14 protein-coding genes are annotated in these 17,713 nt (G+C 72.1%); 9 read left to right on the top strand and 5 right to left on the bottom strand.

Annotation, left to right across the window (positions count from 1 at the left end):
• From ACE7GA_RS14355 to ACE7GA_RS14370, 4 genes are all read left to right on the top strand, one after another.
• Positions 1–1,185, top strand: a complete 1,185-nt coding sequence (locus ACE7GA_RS14355) for an MFS transporter (RefSeq protein ID WP_376087530.1) — start codon at positions 1–3, stop codon at positions 1,183–1,185.
• Positions 1,186–1,296: 111 nt separating this feature from the next.
• Positions 1,297–1,803 carry a hypothetical protein gene (locus ACE7GA_RS14360; protein ID WP_376087532.1) on the top strand — a complete coding sequence of 169 codons (507 nt, stop codon included), beginning with the start codon at positions 1,297–1,299 and terminating at the stop codon, positions 1,801–1,803.
• A gap of 104 nt (positions 1,804–1,907) precedes the next feature.
• Positions 1,908–2,672 (top strand): SDR family NAD(P)-dependent oxidoreductase, encoded by a 765-nt coding sequence (locus tag ACE7GA_RS14365; RefSeq protein ID WP_376087534.1) that lies wholly within the window; start codon positions 1,908–1,910, stop codon positions 2,670–2,672.
• Positions 2,650–3,645, top strand: coding sequence for a Bug family tripartite tricarboxylate transporter substrate binding protein (locus ACE7GA_RS14370; protein ID WP_376087536.1), 996 nt, complete (start codon positions 2,650–2,652; stop codon positions 3,643–3,645). Before ACE7GA_RS14365 ends, ACE7GA_RS14370 begins: the two co-directional genes overlap by 23 nt.
• A 3-nt stretch (positions 3,646–3,648) precedes the next feature.
• On the opposite strand, the gene ACE7GA_RS14375 is transcribed toward ACE7GA_RS14370, so the two are convergent.
• Both ACE7GA_RS14375 and ACE7GA_RS14380 read right to left on the bottom strand, forming a co-directional pair.
• A complete protein-coding gene (locus tag ACE7GA_RS14375; RefSeq protein ID WP_376087538.1) occupies positions 3,649–4,497 on the bottom strand; it encodes an alpha/beta hydrolase in 849 nt (282 codons plus the stop codon).
• Positions 4,498–4,505: 8 nt separating this feature from the next.
• Positions 4,506–6,101: an ABC transporter substrate-binding protein gene (locus ACE7GA_RS14380; protein ID WP_376087540.1), complete on the bottom strand. Its 1,596-nt coding sequence runs from the start codon at positions 6,099–6,101 to the stop codon at positions 4,506–4,508.
• Between the two features lie 127 nt (positions 6,102–6,228).
• Here ACE7GA_RS14380 and ACE7GA_RS14385 point away from each other — a divergent pair, with 127 nt between their 5' ends.
• The 3 genes from ACE7GA_RS14385 to ACE7GA_RS14395 all read left to right on the top strand — a co-directional run bounded on the left by ACE7GA_RS14385 (position 6,229) and on the right by ACE7GA_RS14395 (position 9,511).
• Positions 6,229–7,164, top strand: a complete 936-nt coding sequence (locus ACE7GA_RS14385) for a lysophospholipid acyltransferase family protein (protein WP_376087542.1) — start codon at positions 6,229–6,231, stop codon at positions 7,162–7,164.
• Between the two features lie 137 nt (positions 7,165–7,301).
• Complete coding sequence (locus tag ACE7GA_RS14390) at positions 7,302–7,919, top strand: cysteine dioxygenase (RefSeq protein ID WP_376087544.1); 618 nt, start codon at positions 7,302–7,304, stop codon at positions 7,917–7,919.
• Positions 7,920–7,921: 2 nt separating this feature from the next.
• The gene (locus ACE7GA_RS14395; RefSeq protein WP_376087546.1) at positions 7,922–9,511 is read left to right on the top strand and encodes a rhodanese-like domain-containing protein; all 1,590 of its coding nucleotides are present in this window, start codon (positions 7,922–7,924) and stop codon (positions 9,509–9,511) included.
• Between the two features lie 158 nt (positions 9,512–9,669).
• Here ACE7GA_RS14395 and ACE7GA_RS14400 read toward each other — a convergent pair whose 3' ends face one another.
• Positions 9,670–10,350, bottom strand: a complete 681-nt coding sequence (locus ACE7GA_RS14400) for a PEP-CTERM sorting domain-containing protein (protein WP_376087548.1) — start codon at positions 10,348–10,350, stop codon at positions 9,670–9,672.
• Positions 10,351–11,006: 656 nt separating this feature from the next.
• Between ACE7GA_RS14400 and ACE7GA_RS14405 the strand changes: the two genes are divergently transcribed.
• Positions 11,007–13,121, top strand: a complete 2,115-nt coding sequence (locus ACE7GA_RS14405; RefSeq protein ID WP_376087550.1) for a M10 family metallopeptidase C-terminal domain-containing protein — start codon at positions 11,007–11,009, stop codon at positions 13,119–13,121.
• A gap of 134 nt (positions 13,122–13,255) precedes the next feature.
• On the opposite strand, the gene ACE7GA_RS14410 is transcribed toward ACE7GA_RS14405, so the two are convergent.
• Entirely contained in the window at positions 13,256–13,900 is a 645-nt protein-coding gene (locus ACE7GA_RS14410) for a DUF2272 domain-containing protein (RefSeq protein ID WP_376087552.1), read from the bottom strand.
• A 306-nt stretch (positions 13,901–14,206) separates the two neighbouring features.
• On the opposite strand from ACE7GA_RS14410, the gene ACE7GA_RS14415 reads away from it, so the two are divergent.
• The gene (locus ACE7GA_RS14415; protein ID WP_376087554.1) at positions 14,207–15,148 is read left to right on the top strand and encodes a tripartite tricarboxylate transporter substrate binding protein; all 942 of its coding nucleotides are present in this window, start codon (positions 14,207–14,209) and stop codon (positions 15,146–15,148) included.
• A 56-nt stretch (positions 15,149–15,204) separates the two neighbouring features.
• On the opposite strand, the gene ACE7GA_RS14420 is transcribed toward ACE7GA_RS14415, so the two are convergent.
• Positions 15,205–17,517 (bottom strand): ATP-binding protein, encoded by a 2,313-nt coding sequence (locus ACE7GA_RS14420; RefSeq protein ID WP_376087556.1) that lies wholly within the window; start codon positions 17,515–17,517, stop codon positions 15,205–15,207.
• Between the last annotated feature and the right edge of the window lie 196 nt (positions 17,518–17,713).

Below are 17,713 nucleotides of genomic sequence, written 5' to 3' on the forward strand. Positions count from 1 at the left end.
ATGGCACGGAACATCAAGGGACCGTCGGTGGGGCTGATGCTGCTCGCCGTCGCGGCGATCGGGTCGAATTCCCTCGCGCTGGGACCGGTGCTGGAGGAGGTGGCGCGCGACCTCGGCACCTCGGCCGTGGCGGTCGCGCGTGCCAGCGCGGCCTATGGGGCGGCGACGGCGGTCTCGGCGCTGGTGATGGGGAGTTGGGTGGACCGGGTCGGGCCGGGGCGCGCGGCGAGCTGGGGATTGGCGGTGCTGGCGCTTGCGATGCTCGGCAGCGCGGGGGCGGCGGGCTGGGTGGCGCTGGCGGGGGCGCAGGCGGTGGCGGGCGCGGCGGCGGGGGTGGTGCTGCCCTCGGTCTACGCGCTGGCGACGATGTCTGCGCCGGCGGGGCAGGGGCCGCAGGTCCTGGGGCGGGTGCTCACGGGGTGGTCGGTGTCGCTCGTCGCGGGGGTGCCAGCGGCATCGCTGGTCGCAGAGGCAGCGTCGTGGCGGGCGAGTTACCTGGGGCTCGCTGTGATCCTGGCGGCCGCGGCCTGGATGTTGCGCGGGCCGGACGCGGTGCGGGGCGTGCCGCAGTCCCCCGGCGGCGTCGTGGCGGTGCTGCGGAGGCCGGGCGTGGCGCCGATGCTCGTGGTCTGCCTGCTGTTCATGACGGCCTTCTACGGGACGTACGCCTATCTGGGCGACCATGCGCGCCGCGTGCTTGGGCTGTCCGCGGGCGGGGCGGGGCTGATCGTGCTGGCCTACGGGGTGGGCTTCGGCGCGGCGGCGCTGGGGGACCGCTTCGTCGAGCGGATCGGGGCCGTGCGGCTGCTGCCGGTGCTGCTGGGCATGGTGGCGCTGATCATCGCCGGGCTGGTGCCGGGGATGGCGGCCTTCGCGGCGGTGTTGGCGCTATCGGGGGCCTGGGGCTTCGCGAACCACTTCGCGCTGAACATCATCGTGCTGCGGCTGAGCGAGGCCTGCCCGGACCGGCGCGGAGCGGTGCTGTCCCTGAATTCCGCCGTGTCCTACGCGGGCGCTTTCCTCGGCGCGGGACTCTGCGGTCCGGCCTACGAGCATGGCGGCTTCGCGGCGGTCGCACTGCCCTGCGCGGCCTGCGCGGCGCTGGCCGCGGTGACCGCGGCATTGATGCGGCGTGGTGCGCGCGGCGACGTGCAGCACGCGTCCGGCAGCGCAGCAACATCCTGACAGCGCGCGACGGACGCGACGGTTGATGGTCTTCCCGATCCTGATGCCATCAGGGAACAAACCGGCAGATGCCCGGCTCCTCCGGGCCCTACCTCTCATCGGAGTCGCCTCGTGTTCCGCAAGTTCCGCGAAACCGTCGTCGGGCTGATCGTCGCGATCTTCGTCATCGGCATCGCCGTCGGTCCGTTCATGGCGTGGTTCGGCTGGTCGGACGGCCAGCGCATCGCGCAGGTGCTGCGCGAGGGCGTCGAGACCAAGGCCATCCCGGAGAGCGGCACCCGCCGCACAGGCCGCCGCAGCGGCACGTCCTACTCGTTGAACCTTGTCTGGCAAACGCCGGAGGGCGCGCGCGTGCGGGCGGAGGGCTTGTCCATCAGCGCCGGCCTCGCGGGGCAGATCCTGTCGGAGAACCGGATCACGCGCACGTCGCTGAACATCAAGTACTTGGCGTCGGACACCGCGCATCCGGTGATCCTGGAGGATGCGGCGTACCAGCAGGGGGTGAATGACGGGCTGCTCTATACCGGGCTCGGCTGGTTCGGCGTGGGGGTCGTGAGCCTGTGGTTGCTGCGCCGCCGGCTCCGGCGGCGGCAGCGACTCGCCGCGCAGCCCGCCTGATCCGGGGCGGCGGATGCGGGGCGGGCGCCGCCGCATCCGCCGCCCCGGGGCTGACGACAAGGCGGCGAAGCCGGTCTAGCCTTCCCGGCGACGGGGGATGCCGCATGGCGAAGGTCGCGATCGTGACGGGCGGGGCGCGCGGAATCGGGCGAGGCTGTGCGCTGGCGCTGGCGCGGCGCGGGCTGGACATCGCGCTGGTGGACCTGCTGGCGCCGGAGATGGAGCGCACCGCCGGCGAGATTGAGGCGCTGGGCCGGCGCGCGCTGCAGTTCGAGGCCGACGTCGCGGATTTCGCGCGGGCGCAGGAGGTCGCGGACGCGGTCTTCGCCGCCTTCGGGCGCCTGGACGTGCTGGTGAACAACGCGGGCAAGGCGCAGCCCAAGGGCATCCTGGAGATCGCGGAGGACGAGTTCGACCGGACCATCGCGATCAACCTGAAGTCCTGCTTCAACTACGTCCGGGCCTGCGTGCCGCACATGCGCAGCGGTGGCCCCAGGGAGCCGGGAAGCGGGCGGATCGTGTCCATGTCGTCCCTCAATGCGCTGTCGGGCGGGGTGACGGCGGCGGTCAGCCGCTTCGCCTACGCGTCGGCCAAGGCGGGCATCCTCGGCATGACGCGGGCGCTGGCGAAGGAGCTGGGGCCCGACATCCTGGTCAATGCGATCTGCCCCGGGCTGATCCAGACCGAGCTGGCGAAGAACCACGTCATCATCGAGCGCGGGGCGGCGCTCGCGAAGAACGGCATCGCGGCGGGACGGGTGGGCACCGTGCAGGACGTGGCGGAGGTCGTGGCCTTCCTGACGACCTCCGAGCCCTGCTTCATCACGGGACAGGAGATCATCGTCGATGGATTCCAGTATCATGTCTGACGCGCGGGTTGGCCGCCGCACGGCGATCGCGCTGCCGCTGCTGGCCGCGCCCGCGATCGGCCGCGCGCAGGGCGCCTGGCCGACGCGTCCCGTGCGGATCGTCGTCGCCTTCGGGACGGGCGGCGGCACCGATGTGACGACGCGGCTGATCGCACCAAGGCTGTCGCAGATCCTCGGGCAGCCCGTGGTGATCGAGAACCGCGCGGGCGGCGGCGGCACGATCGGCGCGGACTACGTCGCGAAGCTGCCGCCGGACGGGACGACCTTCGTGCTGGCGACGCTGTCCTCAATCGGGATCGCGCCGGCGCTCTACCCGCGCCTGCCCTACGATCCCGCGCGCGACCTCGTCGCGGTGGCGCCGACCGTCTACGTGCCGATCTGCATGACCGTGACGACGGCGGGGCTGGATGCGCGGGACGTGCCGGGCTTCGTCGGGGCGCTGAAGGGGCGGCCGATGTTCTACGGATCTGCCGGCGTGGGCACGACGGGGCACCTGGCGAGCGCGGGCTTCCTGACGCGCACGGGCGCGACGGCGGAGCACGTGCCGTTCCGGAATCCGGCTGAGACCTACACGGCGCTCGTCGCGGGGCGGGTGCAGTTCACGAGCGACATTCCCAGCCTGATGCTGCCCTTCGTACGGGACGGGAAGGCGCGGATCCTCTTCGTCGCGACGCCGGAGCGCATGCCCTCCATCCCCGACGTGCCGACGGCGGAGGAGGTCGGGCTTTCGGGCTACCGCGCCTATTCCTGGTACGGGCTGTTCGGGCCGGCGGGGACGCAGCCAGAGGTCGTGTCGCGCCTGGCGGCGGCGGTTGACGAGGCACTGGCCGACCCGACGATCCAGGCGCGGTTCGAGGAGTTCGGGACGCCGGCCATGCGCGGATGGGAGCCCGCACGGTTCTCCCGCTACGTGCGGGAGGAGATCGAGGCCTGGGGGCCGCTGGTGCGGGCTTCGGGCGCGCGGGTGGAGTAGCCGCTACCCACGCATGGTACGCAGGACCGATGCGAAGAAGTCCTGCACGCGTCCCACCACCTTCATGCGGTCGTGGGATACGCCGGGGAGGAGGTCGAAGCGGACCGTGACGCCGACGGCTTCGAAGGAGTGGCGGAGGGCGTCGAGGCGATCGGGGCGCGTGCGGCCCGCATCGTTGGCGCCCTCCATCCAGTAGGTGCCGCCGGGCTTGTGCGTGATTTCCCAGGTTTCGAGGTCGGCGTCGCCGACGATCATCTGCACGGGGACGCGGGCGAGCGCGGCGGCGTCGAAGGCCATCCCGAAGCGGTGATGGAGGTCGCGGATGCCGACCCACCAATCACGCCCGGGGTCCAGCAGCGTGACGGAGCCCGGCGCGCCGATGCTGCAGGCCCAGAGCCGCCCCGGATGCAGGATGGCGAAGCGGTGGGAGAAGTGGCCACCGCCGGAATAGCCGAAGATTGCGAAGGCCCCGGCCGTCAGGCCGTAGCGGCCGCGGACCTCCTCGACCATGGAAAGCAGGAGCAGATCGTACCGGATCTCCCCTTCCTGCATGTACTTGTAGCCGTTCGCGTTCCCGTCGCCACGGACGTTGATCGGGAAGAGCGGGCACAGGATGATGCAGTCGTTCCAGCGCCCGAACTCCGCGAAGCCGTCGCGGAAGTCGAGGAAGGAGTCGCGCGTGCTGCCGTGGACGCAGACGACGATCCGCGTCGCCGCCGTGAAGGCGGGCGGGACGTAGAGGGCGTAGGAGAAGCGCGGGTCCGACTGTGCCGCGCGGATGGCCGTGCGTCCCAGCGCGTAGGAACGGCGCAGTGCGTCGCGCGCCGCCGTGTCGAAGGGCGGGGCATCCATGGTCCGACTCAACCGTCCCGCGTCACGCCCATCGCCAGCGTGTACTGGTCGGCGCGCGTCGTGTAGCCGACGCCGCGGCGGGCGGCCCAGACCGAGACCTCGTGGTGCAGGGGGATGACGGCAACGTCGCGGAAGGCGATCTCGCTGGCCTCGGCGAGCAGCGCGTTGCGGCGGGAATCGTCCAGCGTGCGCAGCGCTTCCGCCAGGCGGCGGTCGAGTTCGGGGTTGGAATAGCGGCCGCGGTTGGAGGCGCCCATGCCGGCGCGGGGGTCCTCCGTCGCGACGAGGGCGGAGAGGGGGTTGGAGGTCTCCCCCGTGTTCACGCCCCAGGAACCGATGAAGCAGGACAGTTCGGTGCGGTCGCGGTTGCGGCCGGCGTAGGTGGTCCAGGGCATGACCTCGGCGCGGCTTTCGACGCCGATGCGCGTGAAGAAGCCGGCGAGGGCCTGGACGATCTTCGCGTCGTTCACGAAGCGGTCGTTCGGGCCGTGGACGGTCAGGCGGAAGCCGCGGGGATAGCCGGCCTCGGCCAGCAGGGCGCGGGCGCGGGCGGGATCGTAGGGTGGGACGTCCACCGCATCGGAGGCGCCGGCGCCGCCCTTGGGCAGGAACTGGGAGGCGAGGATGGCATCGCCCTCCATCACGCGGTCGCGCATCGCGTCGCGGTTGATCGCGAGCGACAGCGCTTCCCGCACCCGGCGGTCCTTCAGCGGGTTGCGGTCCAGCGGGCGGCCGTCATTGCCGGTGACGAAGGGCGATGCGTCGTTCACCTGGTCGAGCGAGACGTAGACGAAGCGGGATGAGATGCCGCGGATCAGGTGCAGGCGCGCGTCGCTTCGCACGCGTTCGGCGTTGGCGGTGGGTACGGCTTCGATGATGTCGAGGTCCCCGGCCAGCAGCGCGGCGAGGCGCGCGGCATCGTCGGTCACGACGCGGAGCACGACGGTCTCCCATGGCGTGCGGCCGCCCCACCAGGCATCGTTGCGGGCGAGGGTGATGCGGTTGCCGGGGATGTACTCGCGCAGCGTGTAGGGGCCGGTGCCGATGACGGCGCGGCCCGCGTTGAACTCGGCGCTCGGCGCTTCCGCGAATCTCGCGGCGATGACGCGGACGCGGGAGAGCGAGTTGAGCAGCAGCGGGTCCGGGGCGCGCGTCTCGACGATCAGGGTCCGCGCGTCCGGCGCTTCCATCCGCGCGACGCTGCGGGTGTAGGTGCGGAAGGAGGCGGCGGACGGGATATCGTTCGCGCGGCGGATGGAGGTGATGATGTCCTGCGGCGTCAGCGGCGCGCCGTCGGTGAAGCGGGTTTCCCGCAGGCGGAAGATCCAGCGCGTGTCGGATTCGCGGGACCAGGATTCTGCGAGGCCAGGGACGGAGCGGGAGGCTTCGTCGTTCACGACCAGGCTGTCGAAGACGTGGGTCGCGACGGCGTTGTTCGGCGCGTTCGACAGCAGGTGCGGGTCGAGCGTCGTGTTCGGCGCCGCCAGGCCGACGCGGAGGGTGCCGACCTGTCCCCCCGGCCCTTGCGCCATGGCCGGGGAGGCCAGCCAGCCCGGGGCGGCGCCCAGCCCGAGGGCGGAGAGCAGGGCTCGACGGTGCGGCATGGGTTCCTCCGGGTAGGGGCGGGAGGCTAGGGCGGCCCTCGCCGGCGCGTCCAGAATGGCGAGGTTCAAGATCCCGACGCGGTCCTGCCATGGACCTGTCGCCGTTCCGCGGCTAACCCGCCGCCGCATGGACACGGCGATCCGCGACCCCGCGCAAGCCCTGAAGCCCCGGCGGCTTCGACGGCGCTCGCCCCTACGGTTCCGGCGCATCGCGCCGGTGGGGGCGGTGTTCGACGTCATGGGCGACCGGCCCTTCGGTGGGCGGGTGCGGGCGGTGCGGCGGATCCTCTTCGCGCTGCTCTGGACGGTCCTGGCGATCCCGGTCCAGGCGGTGCTGCTGCTGTTCCCCGGCACGACGGGGCTGGGCCGGGGGAAGGTTGCCTTCGCCCGGGTCTATTGGCGCGTGATGCTCTTCCTCATCGGCGTGCGGCTGCAGGTCGTCGGCGCGCGGCCGGCGGGGGCGCGGACTCTGTACCTGCCGAACCACACCTCCTGGCTCGACATCCTCGTGCTCGGCGGGGTGCTGGAGGCCTGCTTCGTCTCGAAGGGCGAGGTGGAGAAGTGGCCACTGATCGGCATCGTCGCGAAGCTCGGCCGTTCGGTCTTCGTCTCGCGCAGCCGTGGGCGGACGGGGACCGAGGCGAAGGAGATGCGGGAGCGCTTCGCGGCGGGCGACAGCCTCGTCCTGTTTCCTGAGGGGACGAGCAGCGACGGGTCGCGGGTGCTGCCCTTCCGGTCCTCCTTCCTCGCGGTCGCCGACGCGGCGGCGCAGGTGCAGCCGGTCTCCGTCGTCTACGACCGGCTCGGCGGCCTGCCGGCCTGCCGGCGGGACCGGCCGCTCTTCGCCTGGTATGGGGACATGGACATCGGCAGCCATGCCTGGCGCCTGACGCGACGCGCGGGGGTTCGGGCGACGGTGCTGCTGCACGAACCCCTGCCGCCCTCCGCCATACCCGACCGCAAGGCGCTGACGGCAGCCGTGGAGCGGGTGGTGGCCGAGGGCGCGGCCGCCATGCGGCAGAACCGGACGGTGGCGGCGCTGTCGCTCACGCCGGCCGCTTAGCGCGGGGCGGCGGAGGGACCCCGAGACGGCCCGGCCCGGCCCGGGTCGGGAAGGCGAAACCGGTAGGCGGGAGACGAAGCGTTTCCGCCGGGCGGGGATCGGGTCTAGGCTCCCGGCCCCATCATCCGGAGGCCCCCATGAACGCGACGGACACGACTCCCGCCCGCACCGCCGCCGTGGCGGAGACCCTGGCGCGGGTGAAGGAGATCGAACACGAGCGCGGCGTCACCCGCCCCGCGCTCGAGGACATCAAGCGGGAGATGCTCCGCCTTGCGGCGCGGGAGGACCTGTTCCCGTCCGCCGAGTTCCCGCCGCCGCCCGCGGGCGAGAAGGGCAACCGCCGCTACCTGCTGGCCGAGGACGCGGACAACCGCTTCGCGCTCTACCTCAACGCGCTGAACCCGGGGAACGAGACGAAGCCGCACGACCACACGACCTGGGCCGTGATCGTCGCGGTGGACGGGCAGGAACTGAACAAGGTGTACCAGCGCACCGACGACGGGTCGGACCCGGAGCGCTGCGAGCTGCGCGTGCGGGAGGAGGTGATGGTCGAGCCGGGGCGCGGGATCGCCTTCATGCCCGACGACATCCACTCGATCCACACGACGGGCAACGTCCCGACAAGGCATCTGCACCTCTACGGCCTAGCGCTGGAACGCCTGGATGAACGCAAGGCCTATGACCCGGAGACGGGGACGGTCACGCACTACAACCGGAACTTCATGAAGCCGACGGCCACCGCCGCCGCGGGCTGACGATGCGGCGCATCGACGCGCCGACGCTGAAGGGCTGGATCCGCGACGGCGGGGAGCTCGCGATCCTCGACGCGCGGGAGGACGGGGAGTTCGGGCGCGCGCACCTGTTCTGGGCGGCGCCTTGTGGGCTGGCGCGGGCGGAACTGCGCGTGCCGCAGATCCTGCCGCGGCGCGGCGTGCGGGTGTGCTGCGTCGATGGCGGCGAGGGGCATGCGGAGCGACTCGCGGCCACCCTGGAGGGCGCCGGGTATTCTGATGTCTCGGTGCTGGATGGCGGGACGCCGGCCTGGCGGGCTGCGGGCTACGTCGTCTTCTCCGGCGTGAACGTGCCGTCCAAGGCCTTCGGCGAATGGGTGGAGCACCACTACGGCACGCCCTCCGTGGACCCGCAGGAATTGCGGGCCATGGTGGACGGGGGCGAGGAGCTGGTGATCCTGGACAGCCGGCCGATGGACGAGTTCCGGCGCATGTCCATCCCCGGCGGCATCGACGTGCCGGGCGGGGAGCTGGTCTATCGCGTCGGCGCGCTGGTGCCGGACCCCCGCACGACGATCGTGGTGAACTGCGCGGGGCGCACCCGCTCCATCATGGGCGCGGAAAGCCTGCGGAGCGCGGGCGTGCCGAACAAGGTCGTCGCGCTGCGCAACGGAACGATGGGGTGGGAACTCGCGGGGTTCTCCTGCGACCGCGGGCGAACCGAGACCTATGCGCCGGGCGTGCCCGCCGGGGCGGAGACGGCGCTGGAACGCGCGCGCGCCTTCGCGGCGCGGCACGGCGTGCAGGACGTGGATGCGATGGGGCTGGCGGCGATGCGCGCGGACGCGTCGCGCACGACCCTGCTGCTGGACGTCCGCTCGGCCGAGGAATTCGCGGCGGGCCACGTGCCGGGCGCGCTGCACGCGCCGGGCGGGCAGCTCGTGCAGGCGACGGACAACTGGGTCGTGGTGCGCGGGTCGCGGGTGGTGCTGGTGGACGGCGCGGCCTTCGGCGCGGCGGATGGCGTGCGGGCGCGGATGGCGGGCGGTTGGCTGCGCCAGATGGGCGGGTGGGAGGTCTTCGTGCTGACGAAGGCGCCGACGGCCGTCGAGGCCGGTCCGGTGCGCTCGCCCTGCCCGGAGGCGGAGGCCGTGTCCGTGCGGATGGTGTCGCCGCGGGACCTGCCGGCCGGCACGGCGGTGGTGGACCTCGCGCGCAGCGTCGCGTTCCGGGACGGGCACGCGCCCGGCGCGCTCTGGGGCATCCGGACGCGGCTGGGCGTCCTGGCCGGGCGGCTGCGGGGTGCGGGGACGATCGCGGTGACGGCGCCGGATGACCGGCTGGCGCGGCTGGCGGTGCCGGAATTGCGGGCGCTGGCGCCCTCGGCCGAAATCGTGGTGGTGCCGGGCGGAGCGGCGGCCTGGACGGCGACCGGGATTCCCCTGGAGGCGGATCGGCGAAACCCGCCGGACACGGACTGCGCCGACTTCTACCTGCGCCCCTACGACCGCAACGACGGCGTCGAGGCGGCGATGCGGCAATACCTCTCCTGGGAGGTGGACCTGGTCCATGAGGTCGCGCGGGACGGGGACGCGCGGTTCGGGGAAGCGGAGTAGGGGCCGCCGCGAAGGCCGTCCGCCAAGGGGGTGACCCCAGCCCAACCGGGCCCCGGAACGGCAAAGGGCGGCGGGGCGGCTTCGTGCCGCCCTCGCCGCCCCCTTGGACGAGGTTGCCGGGTGGCCCGCCCCGGAAGTCCGGGACGGGCCGCGTCGCGTCAGGCCGCGTTGCGGGCCAGGCGCCGGCGGGCGAAGCCGAGGCCGAGCAGGCCCGCGCCGAAGATGGCGAGGGACGCGGGCTCCGGGATCGGGCCGGGGCCCGGGCCGGGGCCGTTGCCCAGCGCCGCGGACGCGCCGGAGAAGGAGAACTGCCCGACCGTGCGGATGCCGTCCGTCTGGCCCGTGAACGAGAAGGTCGCGAAGGTGTCGTCGAAGCCATCGCGCCGCAGCAGGCCGGAGCCGGAGAGCGACAGGAAGCTGATCGTCTGGCCGGCGCCGCTCGGCAGGTTGAACTGCGAGAAGGTGAGCGCGGTCAGGTCGAACGCGAGGTCGCCGACCGTGTAGAAGTCGGTCACCGGGCCGGTGAACGGGTTGTAGATGATGTCCCGCACCGTCCCGACATCGCCGGCGCCGATGCCGAGGTTGCCGGAGTTGGCGCTCGTCACGAGGAAGGCCCCCGTGCCGGTGCCCGCGCCGGGAGAGGTGGTGCAGGCACCCGTCGTGGCGCCGCAGAAGTCAATCGCCGTCCCCGAGCCGAAGGGCACGCTGGTACCGGCGTTGTTCTCCACCTGGAACTGGCCGACCATGTTGAAGCTGCCCGTGAGCGGGGCGGCGATGGCCGAGATCGCCGTCGCGGCGGCGAATGTCGCTCCGAGAAGCACTGTCTTGATGCTGCGCATGGATTCTTCGCTCTCTTCCTCGTCCGGCAGGCCTGATGACCTTGAGGCTAATAGAGCAACCGCCGTGCCAGAGAGTAATCTCCAACGTCGTCAATGACTTGGATAGATCGCGCCGGAGACGGTGTAAATTACGCCGACAATCCCGTCCATTCGCCACGGTGTGGCTCCCGAGTCGCAGGGGGCTGTGTCGGAATTCCTGACACCCGACTTCCGGTGAAGCCGGCGGGTGGTCATTTCTCGCGGTCGAGGGCTGCTGGCGAGCCGGTTCGGAACGGATGTGAAACCCTGTTGGTGCGAGGGCGCGCCGGTTGTTGCGACCCTGTTGCCACAGTGTGATCGGCGTAGAGGCATGCCGCTGATCGTGAGGACTTATTCCTGAAACCCTTCCACTTCGTTCCTGTCCGCCGCTGAATCGACCGCGCCGGGGTCGGTCAGGGGATGCCGAGGATTGCAAAGGTTGCGGCGGCGTCGGTAACACTCCGGTGAGCCTTTAACTTGATCGGCTAGGTCGAATACTTGCGGCAAGATAACGAATATTTGTTGCGCGTCCGTCGGGCCCGCGTGGGGCGGGCCGCGCGGAGCGGGTCGGTGAGTGGACCGTGACTTCGAGACGGGGCGGCCTCGGCCGTGGTGTCGGTGATGCAGGGGGATAGTGCATGGCGGGTGCGATCAGCGTCGGGCGGACCGGTGTTCAGGACGTGGATGGGCTGTTCAGCGGCACGGCCTGGGACACGACGAGCCTGACCTACAGCTTCCCCTCCAGCGCATCCCAGTATTCCTCGGGTTACGGGTCCGGCGAGCCAGGCTCCAAGTTCCAGGCGATGACCGCGGCGCAGCAGGCCTGGGTCAAGACCGTCCTGAAGAGTGTGGCTGAGCTGACGAGCCTGAGCTTCACGCAGGTGACCGAGAGCAGCACGACGCATGGCGACCTGCGCTTCGCGATGACCAACAAGGTCTCGACGGCCTGGGCCTATACGCCGAGCTGGTCGCCGAGCGGCGGCGACGCCTGGTTCCGCACCAGCGGCGGCATGTACGACAACCCGACGAAGGGCAACTACGCCGCCTACACGGTGCTGCACGAGATCGGGCACACGCTCGGCCTCGATCACGCGCATTCGACGGACGGCTTCGGTGCGGTCACGGCCGGCCACGATTCGATCGAATACACCGTGATGAGCTACCGCAGCTACGTCGGTGCGGGCACGGGCGGGCTGACGAACGAGACCTGGGGCTACCCGCAGACCTTCATGATGTACGACATCGCGGCCCTGCAGGCGATGTACGGCGCGGACTTCACGACGAATGCCGGTGGCACGACCTATAAGTGGAGCCCGACGACGGGCGAGATGTTCGTCAACGGCGTCGGCCAGGGTGCGCCGGGCGGCAACAACATCCTCATGACGGTCTGGGACGGCGGGGGCGCAGACACCTACGACCTGTCGAACTACGGAACCGCGGTGACGATCGACCTGCGGCCGGGGCAGTGGACGACGACGAGCACGGAGCAGAGGGCGAACCTGGGCGGCGGCAAGCTCGCAGCGGGGAACGTCGCCAATGCCCTGCAATACCATGGCGACGCGCGGTCGCTCATCGAGAACGCGGTCGGCGGGGCGGGCAACGACACGATCTACGGCAACGCGGCGTCCAACACGCTGAACGGGGGCGCGGGCAGCGACACGGTCGTGCTCGCGGGTTCGAAGGGCGACTATTCCTTCTCCGGTTCCACGGCGAACTTCAAGGCGACGGGGCACGGTGCGACGGACACGATCCTCAACGTCGAGTACGTGAAGTTCCTCGGCTCCGGCTCGACCGTGGCGGTCGGAAGCCTGGCGCTCACGACGGGCGGTACGACGTCACCGGCGCCGAGTCCCCCGCCCCCCCCGTCATCGAGCACGGGGACGATCCTCGGGACCGCGTCGAACGACACGATCACGCTCTCCGCCCCGATGCAGGGCGGGAAGGTGGACCTGCTCGCGGGGGCCGACACGCTGACGCTGTCGTCCAAGGGGGCCAACATCGTCACGGTGTCCAACACCACGACGATCATCGGGGGCACGGCGAACGATACGGTGACGCTCGGCACCGTCATGGCGTCCGGCACCGTGGATCTTGGCGGCGGCACCGACAAGCTCACCCTGTCCTCGGCCGGCGGGAACACCCTGACGGTGAAGAATACCGAGACGATCATCGGCGGTGGCGGGGGGGACGGCGTCACGCTCGGCAGCGCGCTGAAGGGGGGCGCGGTGGAGCTGGGCGGGGGCGCGGACCGGTTGGTGCTCTCCTCGGCCGGCGATAACGACGTGCGGACGAACAGCGTCGAGACGGTGGTCGGGGGCTCGGCGAAGGACAAGATCGTCGCGGCCGGCCCGGCCGCGCGGCTCGAGGGCTGGGGCGGCGCCGACACGCTCGTGGGCGGCACGGGCAAGGACGACCTCTACGGCGGGTCGGGCTCCGACGTGCTGACGGGCGGGAGCGGGGTGGACCGCTTCATCTTCAAGGCGGTCGCGGACAGCCCGGTCGGCGCGGGGGACCGGATCACCGACTTCAACGCGAACGGGGATCTTCTGACCTTCGGCGGCCTGCAGAAGGGTAACTTCGAATTCCGCGGCTCCGCCGCCTTCTCGGCCCATGGGCATTCCGAGGCACGGTTCGTCGAGAGCACGCACCAGCTGCAGGTGGACGTGGACGGCAATGGGTCGGCGGACATGCATGTGACGCTGGACAACGTGACGCTCGCGTCGCTCTCGAAGGCGGATTTCCTCTGGGTCTGATGCCGGCTGGGCCGGTGTTGTGCTGGTGACTCCGGGAGGCGCTGCCTCCCGGACCCCGCGTTCTGTTCAACGTCCCCGGCTGAGGCCCCCGAAGTGAGGGTCTAAGCGGGGGACAGCCGCCCACCCCGCCCGGATCAGCGCCGGTTCTGCATCACCACCAGGAAGGGCGGCCGGTCCGGCGGCGGCGCTTCCAGCCGCCCCCGCGCATCCGTCGCGACGCGGCGCCGCAGCACCACGTCGAGCACGTTCCCGCCGATGATGTCGAGCGACCCGTCTCGCGTCGCGACGACGATGTCGCAATGCATGGGGCGCGGCCGCCCCGGCTCCGACAGCCGCTCGGTCCAGTGCAGCAGCCGGGCGACCGAGCGGTCGAAGCAGACGAGGTCCCCGACGCGCGGCGCGTAGTCCGCAGGGTCATGTGGGCGGAAGGGCGCCGTGTCCGGGCTTGCGGCCGCCCAGGCCAGCAGGTGGTCCAGGTAGAGGGCGTGCGCGGAGGAGGGGCGGAATTCCGCCATCCCCGCCCGTCCCGCGACGTAGGAGACGAAGGCGGCCGACCAGGCCGGCGTGTTGTAGGAGGAGATGGCGACGTTCGCCGGCTCCACCCGGAACGGCGCGCCGGCGCCGTCGGTGGAGGCGGTCTCGACCCACGGCGACTGGACGGCTTCGCGGAACTGGATGTGTCGGGCGACGATTCCCGGCCCGTCGGACGTCGCGGTCCAATAGGTCATCAGGCGGTCGAAGAGGTCGGCCGTCGCGTCCGGCGTGCGGTCCAGCGCCACCGGCCAGCCCTCGACGGCGATGGAGCCCCAGTCGCGCCATTCCCCCTCCGCCGTGGCCGCCAGGCGGGTGGCGAGGGGGCCGACGTCGCTCGCGCGCGGGGGACGACGGTGCGGACCGGTTCCGGCGCGCAGGCCGACAGGAGGGCGGCGAGGAGGAGCAGGGGAAGGAAGAACGGGCGGCGCATGATCGCGTATCGGTTGGGGAACGGCCGGGTTGCTTGCCGACCGCCGCGCGGCGCGCGGATACTCGGCGGGCGTGGGAGGAACAACACGATGATGCGACGCCGTCCCTTAATGATCGGTTCAATGGCGGCGTCGGCCCTGGCGCCCATCCCGGCGCCTGCGCTTGCGCAGGAGGGCTGGCCCGGCCGTCCCGTGCGGATCGTCGTGCCCTTCGGCCTGGGCGGTTCGGCGGACCTGGCGGCGCGGTTCCTCGCCGAGCGGCTGACGGGGCCGCTGGGCCAGCCGGTGGTCGTCGAGAACCGGCCGGGGGCAGGCGCGGTCATCGGGACCGATGCCGTGGCGAAGGCGACGGACGGGCACACGCTGCTGCTGATGTCGAACACCCACACGGCGAACGAGACGCTGCTGCCGAACCGGCCCTACCGGCTGATGCGGGACCTCGCACCGGTCGCGGCGATCAACGTCGCCTATCACGTGCTGGCGGTGCACCCTTCCCTCGGCGTGTCGAGCGTGGCGGAGCTCGTGGCGCTGGCGAAGGCGCGGCCGGGGGCGCTGGACTACGCATCCTCCGGCCCGGGGACGCCCTACCACGTCGCGGGCGAGGTGTTCCGGGCCATGGCGGGGATCACGGTGCAGCACGTGCCGTTCCGCGGGTCGAACGAGGCGCGGACGGCGCTGATCGCGGGCCAGGTGCCCGTGATGTTCGACGCGATCCCGACGATGACGCCGCATATCGAGGGCGGGCGGGTGCGGGGCCTCGCGACGACCGGCCCCGCGCGGTCGCCACTGCTGCCGGCGCTGCCGACGGTCGCGGACTCGCTGCCGGGCTACGAGGCCTCGATCTGGCTCGGGCTGATGGCACCGGCGGGGATGCCGGCGCCGGTGGTCGCGCGGCTGAACGCGGCGGTGAACGCCATCCTGGAACGGCCCGAGACGCGGGAGGCGCAGCTGCGCGGGGGCGCGGAGCCGATGGTGATGTCGCCGACGGAGTTCGACGCCTTCCTCCGCGCCGACATCGCGCGGCAGGCGGAGTGGATCCGGATGTCGGGGATGACGGCGGGGTAGGCGGGCGAGCGGACCGGGCCCCGGCGGCGGCGCCCGCGCTGAGTATTGCTTGACGCTCAGTCCTGCTCGACGCTCACCGCCTCCCCGTCCAGCAGCGCCTGGACGCGCCGGGCGATCTGGTCGGACGTCACGGGCTTGCGCAGGAGGCTGTAGGCACCGGTCACCGCCCCGCCCACCGCCAGTTCCGCCGCGTTCGTCACGAAGCCCGTCAGCAGGACCACCGGCAGGTCCTCCTGCAGGCGCCGCGCGTCCCGGATCAGCGCCAGCCCGTCCATGCCGGGCATCGCCAAGTCCGTCACCATGGCATCGACGACCTCGCCGGTGGCGAGCAGCGCCATGGCCGCGAGTCCCGATGCGACCGCCAGCACCTCGAAGCCCTTCTTCTCCAGCTGGCGTGCCGTCGTCGCCCGGACGGCCGCGTCATCGTCCACGAGCAGGATGCGGGCGCGGTGCTGGCGTCGCTGCGGCGCGCCGACTTCCGCGGATTCCGGCGGGCTCGCCCCCGGGGCGGCTGGCAGGCAGAGGTGGACGGAGGTGCCCCGCCCCGGCTCGCTCTCGATCGCGAGCGTACCGCCCGACTGCTCGGCGAAGCCCTGCGCCATCGAGAGGCCGAGTCCCGTGCCCTTGCCGATCTCCTTCGTGGTGAAGAAGGGCTCCGTGGCGCGCGCCAGGACTTCCGGGGGCATGCCCTGGCCCGTGTCGGTCACGGTCAGCCGCACGTATGGGCCGGGTGCCGCCGATCCGTCTGCCCCCAGCTGCACGGCTGCGGCGGAGAGGATCAGCGTTCCGCCTACCGGCATCGCGTCGCGCGCATTGGCGGCGAGGTTGACGAGCACGGTCTCGAGCTGGCCCCTGTCGGCGAGCAGGAGGGGCAAGGCCCGGTCCGCCCGCACCGCGACCGTCACGTTGTTGCCGAGCGTGCGGCCGAGGAGGCCGCCGAGGCCCTTCAGCAGCGCCGTCGCGTCCAGGACTTCCGCCCGCAGCTCGACCCGGCGCGCGAAGGCGAGCAGGCGCTGCGTGATGCCGGCGCCGCGCTCAGCGGCCTCCGCGATGGAGCGGGCGAGCTGCGCCACCTGCCAGTCGTCCGGGCTGGCGTCCTCCACGGCCTCGGCCGTGCCGATGACGACCTGGAGCACGTTGTTGATGTCGTGCGCGACGCCGCCGGCGAGCTGGCCGAGCGCCTCCATCCGCTGCGCATGGGCCAGCCGCGCCTGGACTGCCTCCCGCGCGACCACCTCCTCGCGGACGCGCCGTTCCAGGCTCTCGTTCAGCTGGCGCAGTGCGGCCTCGCTCTCCCGCAGCGCGGCGGTCCGGCCGGCGACCTCGGCTTCAAGCTGGGCGTTCTGGCCCGACAGCCTCTCGCGCGCCCGGACCAGGCCGTGCATCGCCCTGGTCTCGATCCGGGCCTGCCGGAAGGCGACGAAGCTCAGGGCCGAGAGTGCGAGGGCGGCGATCCCGCCGAGGAGGCCGTAGGAGACCACGCGGTCGCGCCAGGCGGCGGCGATCGCGCGTTCCGACACGCTGAGCGTGACGTAGAGCGGCAGGGTCCCGACCTGATGATAGGCGACGAGGCGCTCCTCCGCCCCTTCGCCTTCGGTGAACTGCCCCTCGCTGCGGGCGGTGGCGATCGCGGCCCGGAGGGCGGCCGACCCGGTCATGGCGCCGGAGGGCGGGGCCGGATGCTGTGCGAGAATGTCGAAGTCCCTGTCCCGGACGAGGCTGACACGGGCATCGAGCGGCTGGCGGGCGCGTGTCCAGTAGTCGTCGAAGTAGGACAGGTCCCCGGTCACCGAGGCCATGCCACGGAACGAGCCGTCCGCGTGGCTGAGGCGGCGCGCGAGCAGGAAGGTCGGACGCCCGGTCACGCGCCCGACGATGCGTTCGCCGATCTGCATGGCGTCGGCGCCCGCGGCGATGCGCCGGAAGGCCTCCCGGTCCGCGGCGGTCGACGCCGGCGTGGGGAAGGCGAAGCTTGTCAGCCGCAGGGTGCCGGCGGAATCGTTGAGCCAGACGTCCTCGATGTAGGGCAAGGTCTCCGAGAGCTCGCGGAGTGCGGCGTGGAGGGGGGGCGACCCCGCGATCTCGTCCCAGTTGAGGCCCTGGACGATCCGGGCTGCATCGCGGAGGGCGACGTCCGCGACTTCGAAGAGCCGCCCGGCGTGGTCCGCCAGGAGGTGCGCGGAGGTCGTGAGGTCCCGGGACGCGTCCTTCCGCCCGGTGGACCGGAGGTCCCCGGCGACCAGGAGGAAGGTGCCGACGAGGGTGAGGAGGCCTAGCAGGGCGCTGACGCCCACGAGCCAGGCGGCGCCGCCGGCACGGCGGGTCCGCGGGAAGTCCGCTGCTGCTCCGGGCTGGCGGGTCGCGGTCATCAGATGGGCGGTTCCCCTCCCGGGGGTGGAGGCCGATGGCGGAGCGGTCGGTCCGCCCTCCTCGTCCTCGCGGTACCCCGAGCTTTCGTTGCTGCCGTCCCGCTCCCGCCGGGGGGCCTGCGGGACAGCGCCCCTTCGTTCCTGGCCGTCGGTAGCATGCGAGGCACCAAGCGGTCGGTCGCTCACGGTTTTGTGA

It is taken from the genome of Roseomonas sp. CCTCC AB2023176, from assembly GCF_042259275.1.
Classification (GTDB): Bacteria; Pseudomonadota; Alphaproteobacteria; order Acetobacterales; family Acetobacteraceae; genus Roseomonas.

Excerpts from the sequence above, each read along its gene's own strand:
- ACE7GA_RS14405 (WP_376087550.1), top strand. The coding sequence starts at position 11,007 with ATGGCGGGTGCGATCAGCGTCGGGCGGACCGGTGTTCAGGACGTGGAT.
- ACE7GA_RS14365 (WP_376087534.1), top strand. The coding sequence starts at position 1,908 with ATGGCGAAGGTCGCGATCGTGACGGGCGGGGCGCGCGGAATCGGGCGA.
- ACE7GA_RS14355 (WP_376087530.1), top strand. The coding sequence starts at position 1 with ATGGCACGGAACATCAAGGGACCGTCGGTGGGGCTGATGCTGCTCGCC.
- ACE7GA_RS14415 (WP_376087554.1), top strand. The coding sequence starts at position 14,207 with ATGGCGGCGTCGGCCCTGGCGCCCATCCCGGCGCCTGCGCTTGCGCAG.
- ACE7GA_RS14395 (WP_376087546.1), top strand. The coding sequence starts at position 7,922 with ATGCGGCGCATCGACGCGCCGACGCTGAAGGGCTGGATCCGCGACGGC.
- ACE7GA_RS14380 (WP_376087540.1), bottom strand. The coding sequence starts at position 6,101 with ATGCCGCACCGTCGAGCCCTGCTCTCCGCCCTCGGGCTGGGCGCCGCC.
- ACE7GA_RS14375 (WP_376087538.1), bottom strand. The coding sequence starts at position 4,497 with ATGGATGCCCCGCCCTTCGACACGGCGGCGCGCGACGCACTGCGCCGT.
- ACE7GA_RS14385 (WP_376087542.1), top strand. The coding sequence starts at position 6,229 with ATGGACACGGCGATCCGCGACCCCGCGCAAGCCCTGAAGCCCCGGCGG.
- ACE7GA_RS14390 (WP_376087544.1), top strand. The coding sequence starts at position 7,302 with ATGAACGCGACGGACACGACTCCCGCCCGCACCGCCGCCGTGGCGGAG.
- ACE7GA_RS14370 (WP_376087536.1), top strand. The coding sequence starts at position 2,650 with ATGGATTCCAGTATCATGTCTGACGCGCGGGTTGGCCGCCGCACGGCG.
- ACE7GA_RS14420 (WP_376087556.1), bottom strand. The coding sequence starts at position 17,517 with ATGACCGCGACCCGCCAGCCCGGAGCAGCAGCGGACTTCCCGCGGACC.
- ACE7GA_RS14400 (WP_376087548.1), bottom strand. The coding sequence starts at position 10,350 with ATGCGCAGCATCAAGACAGTGCTTCTCGGAGCGACATTCGCCGCCGCG.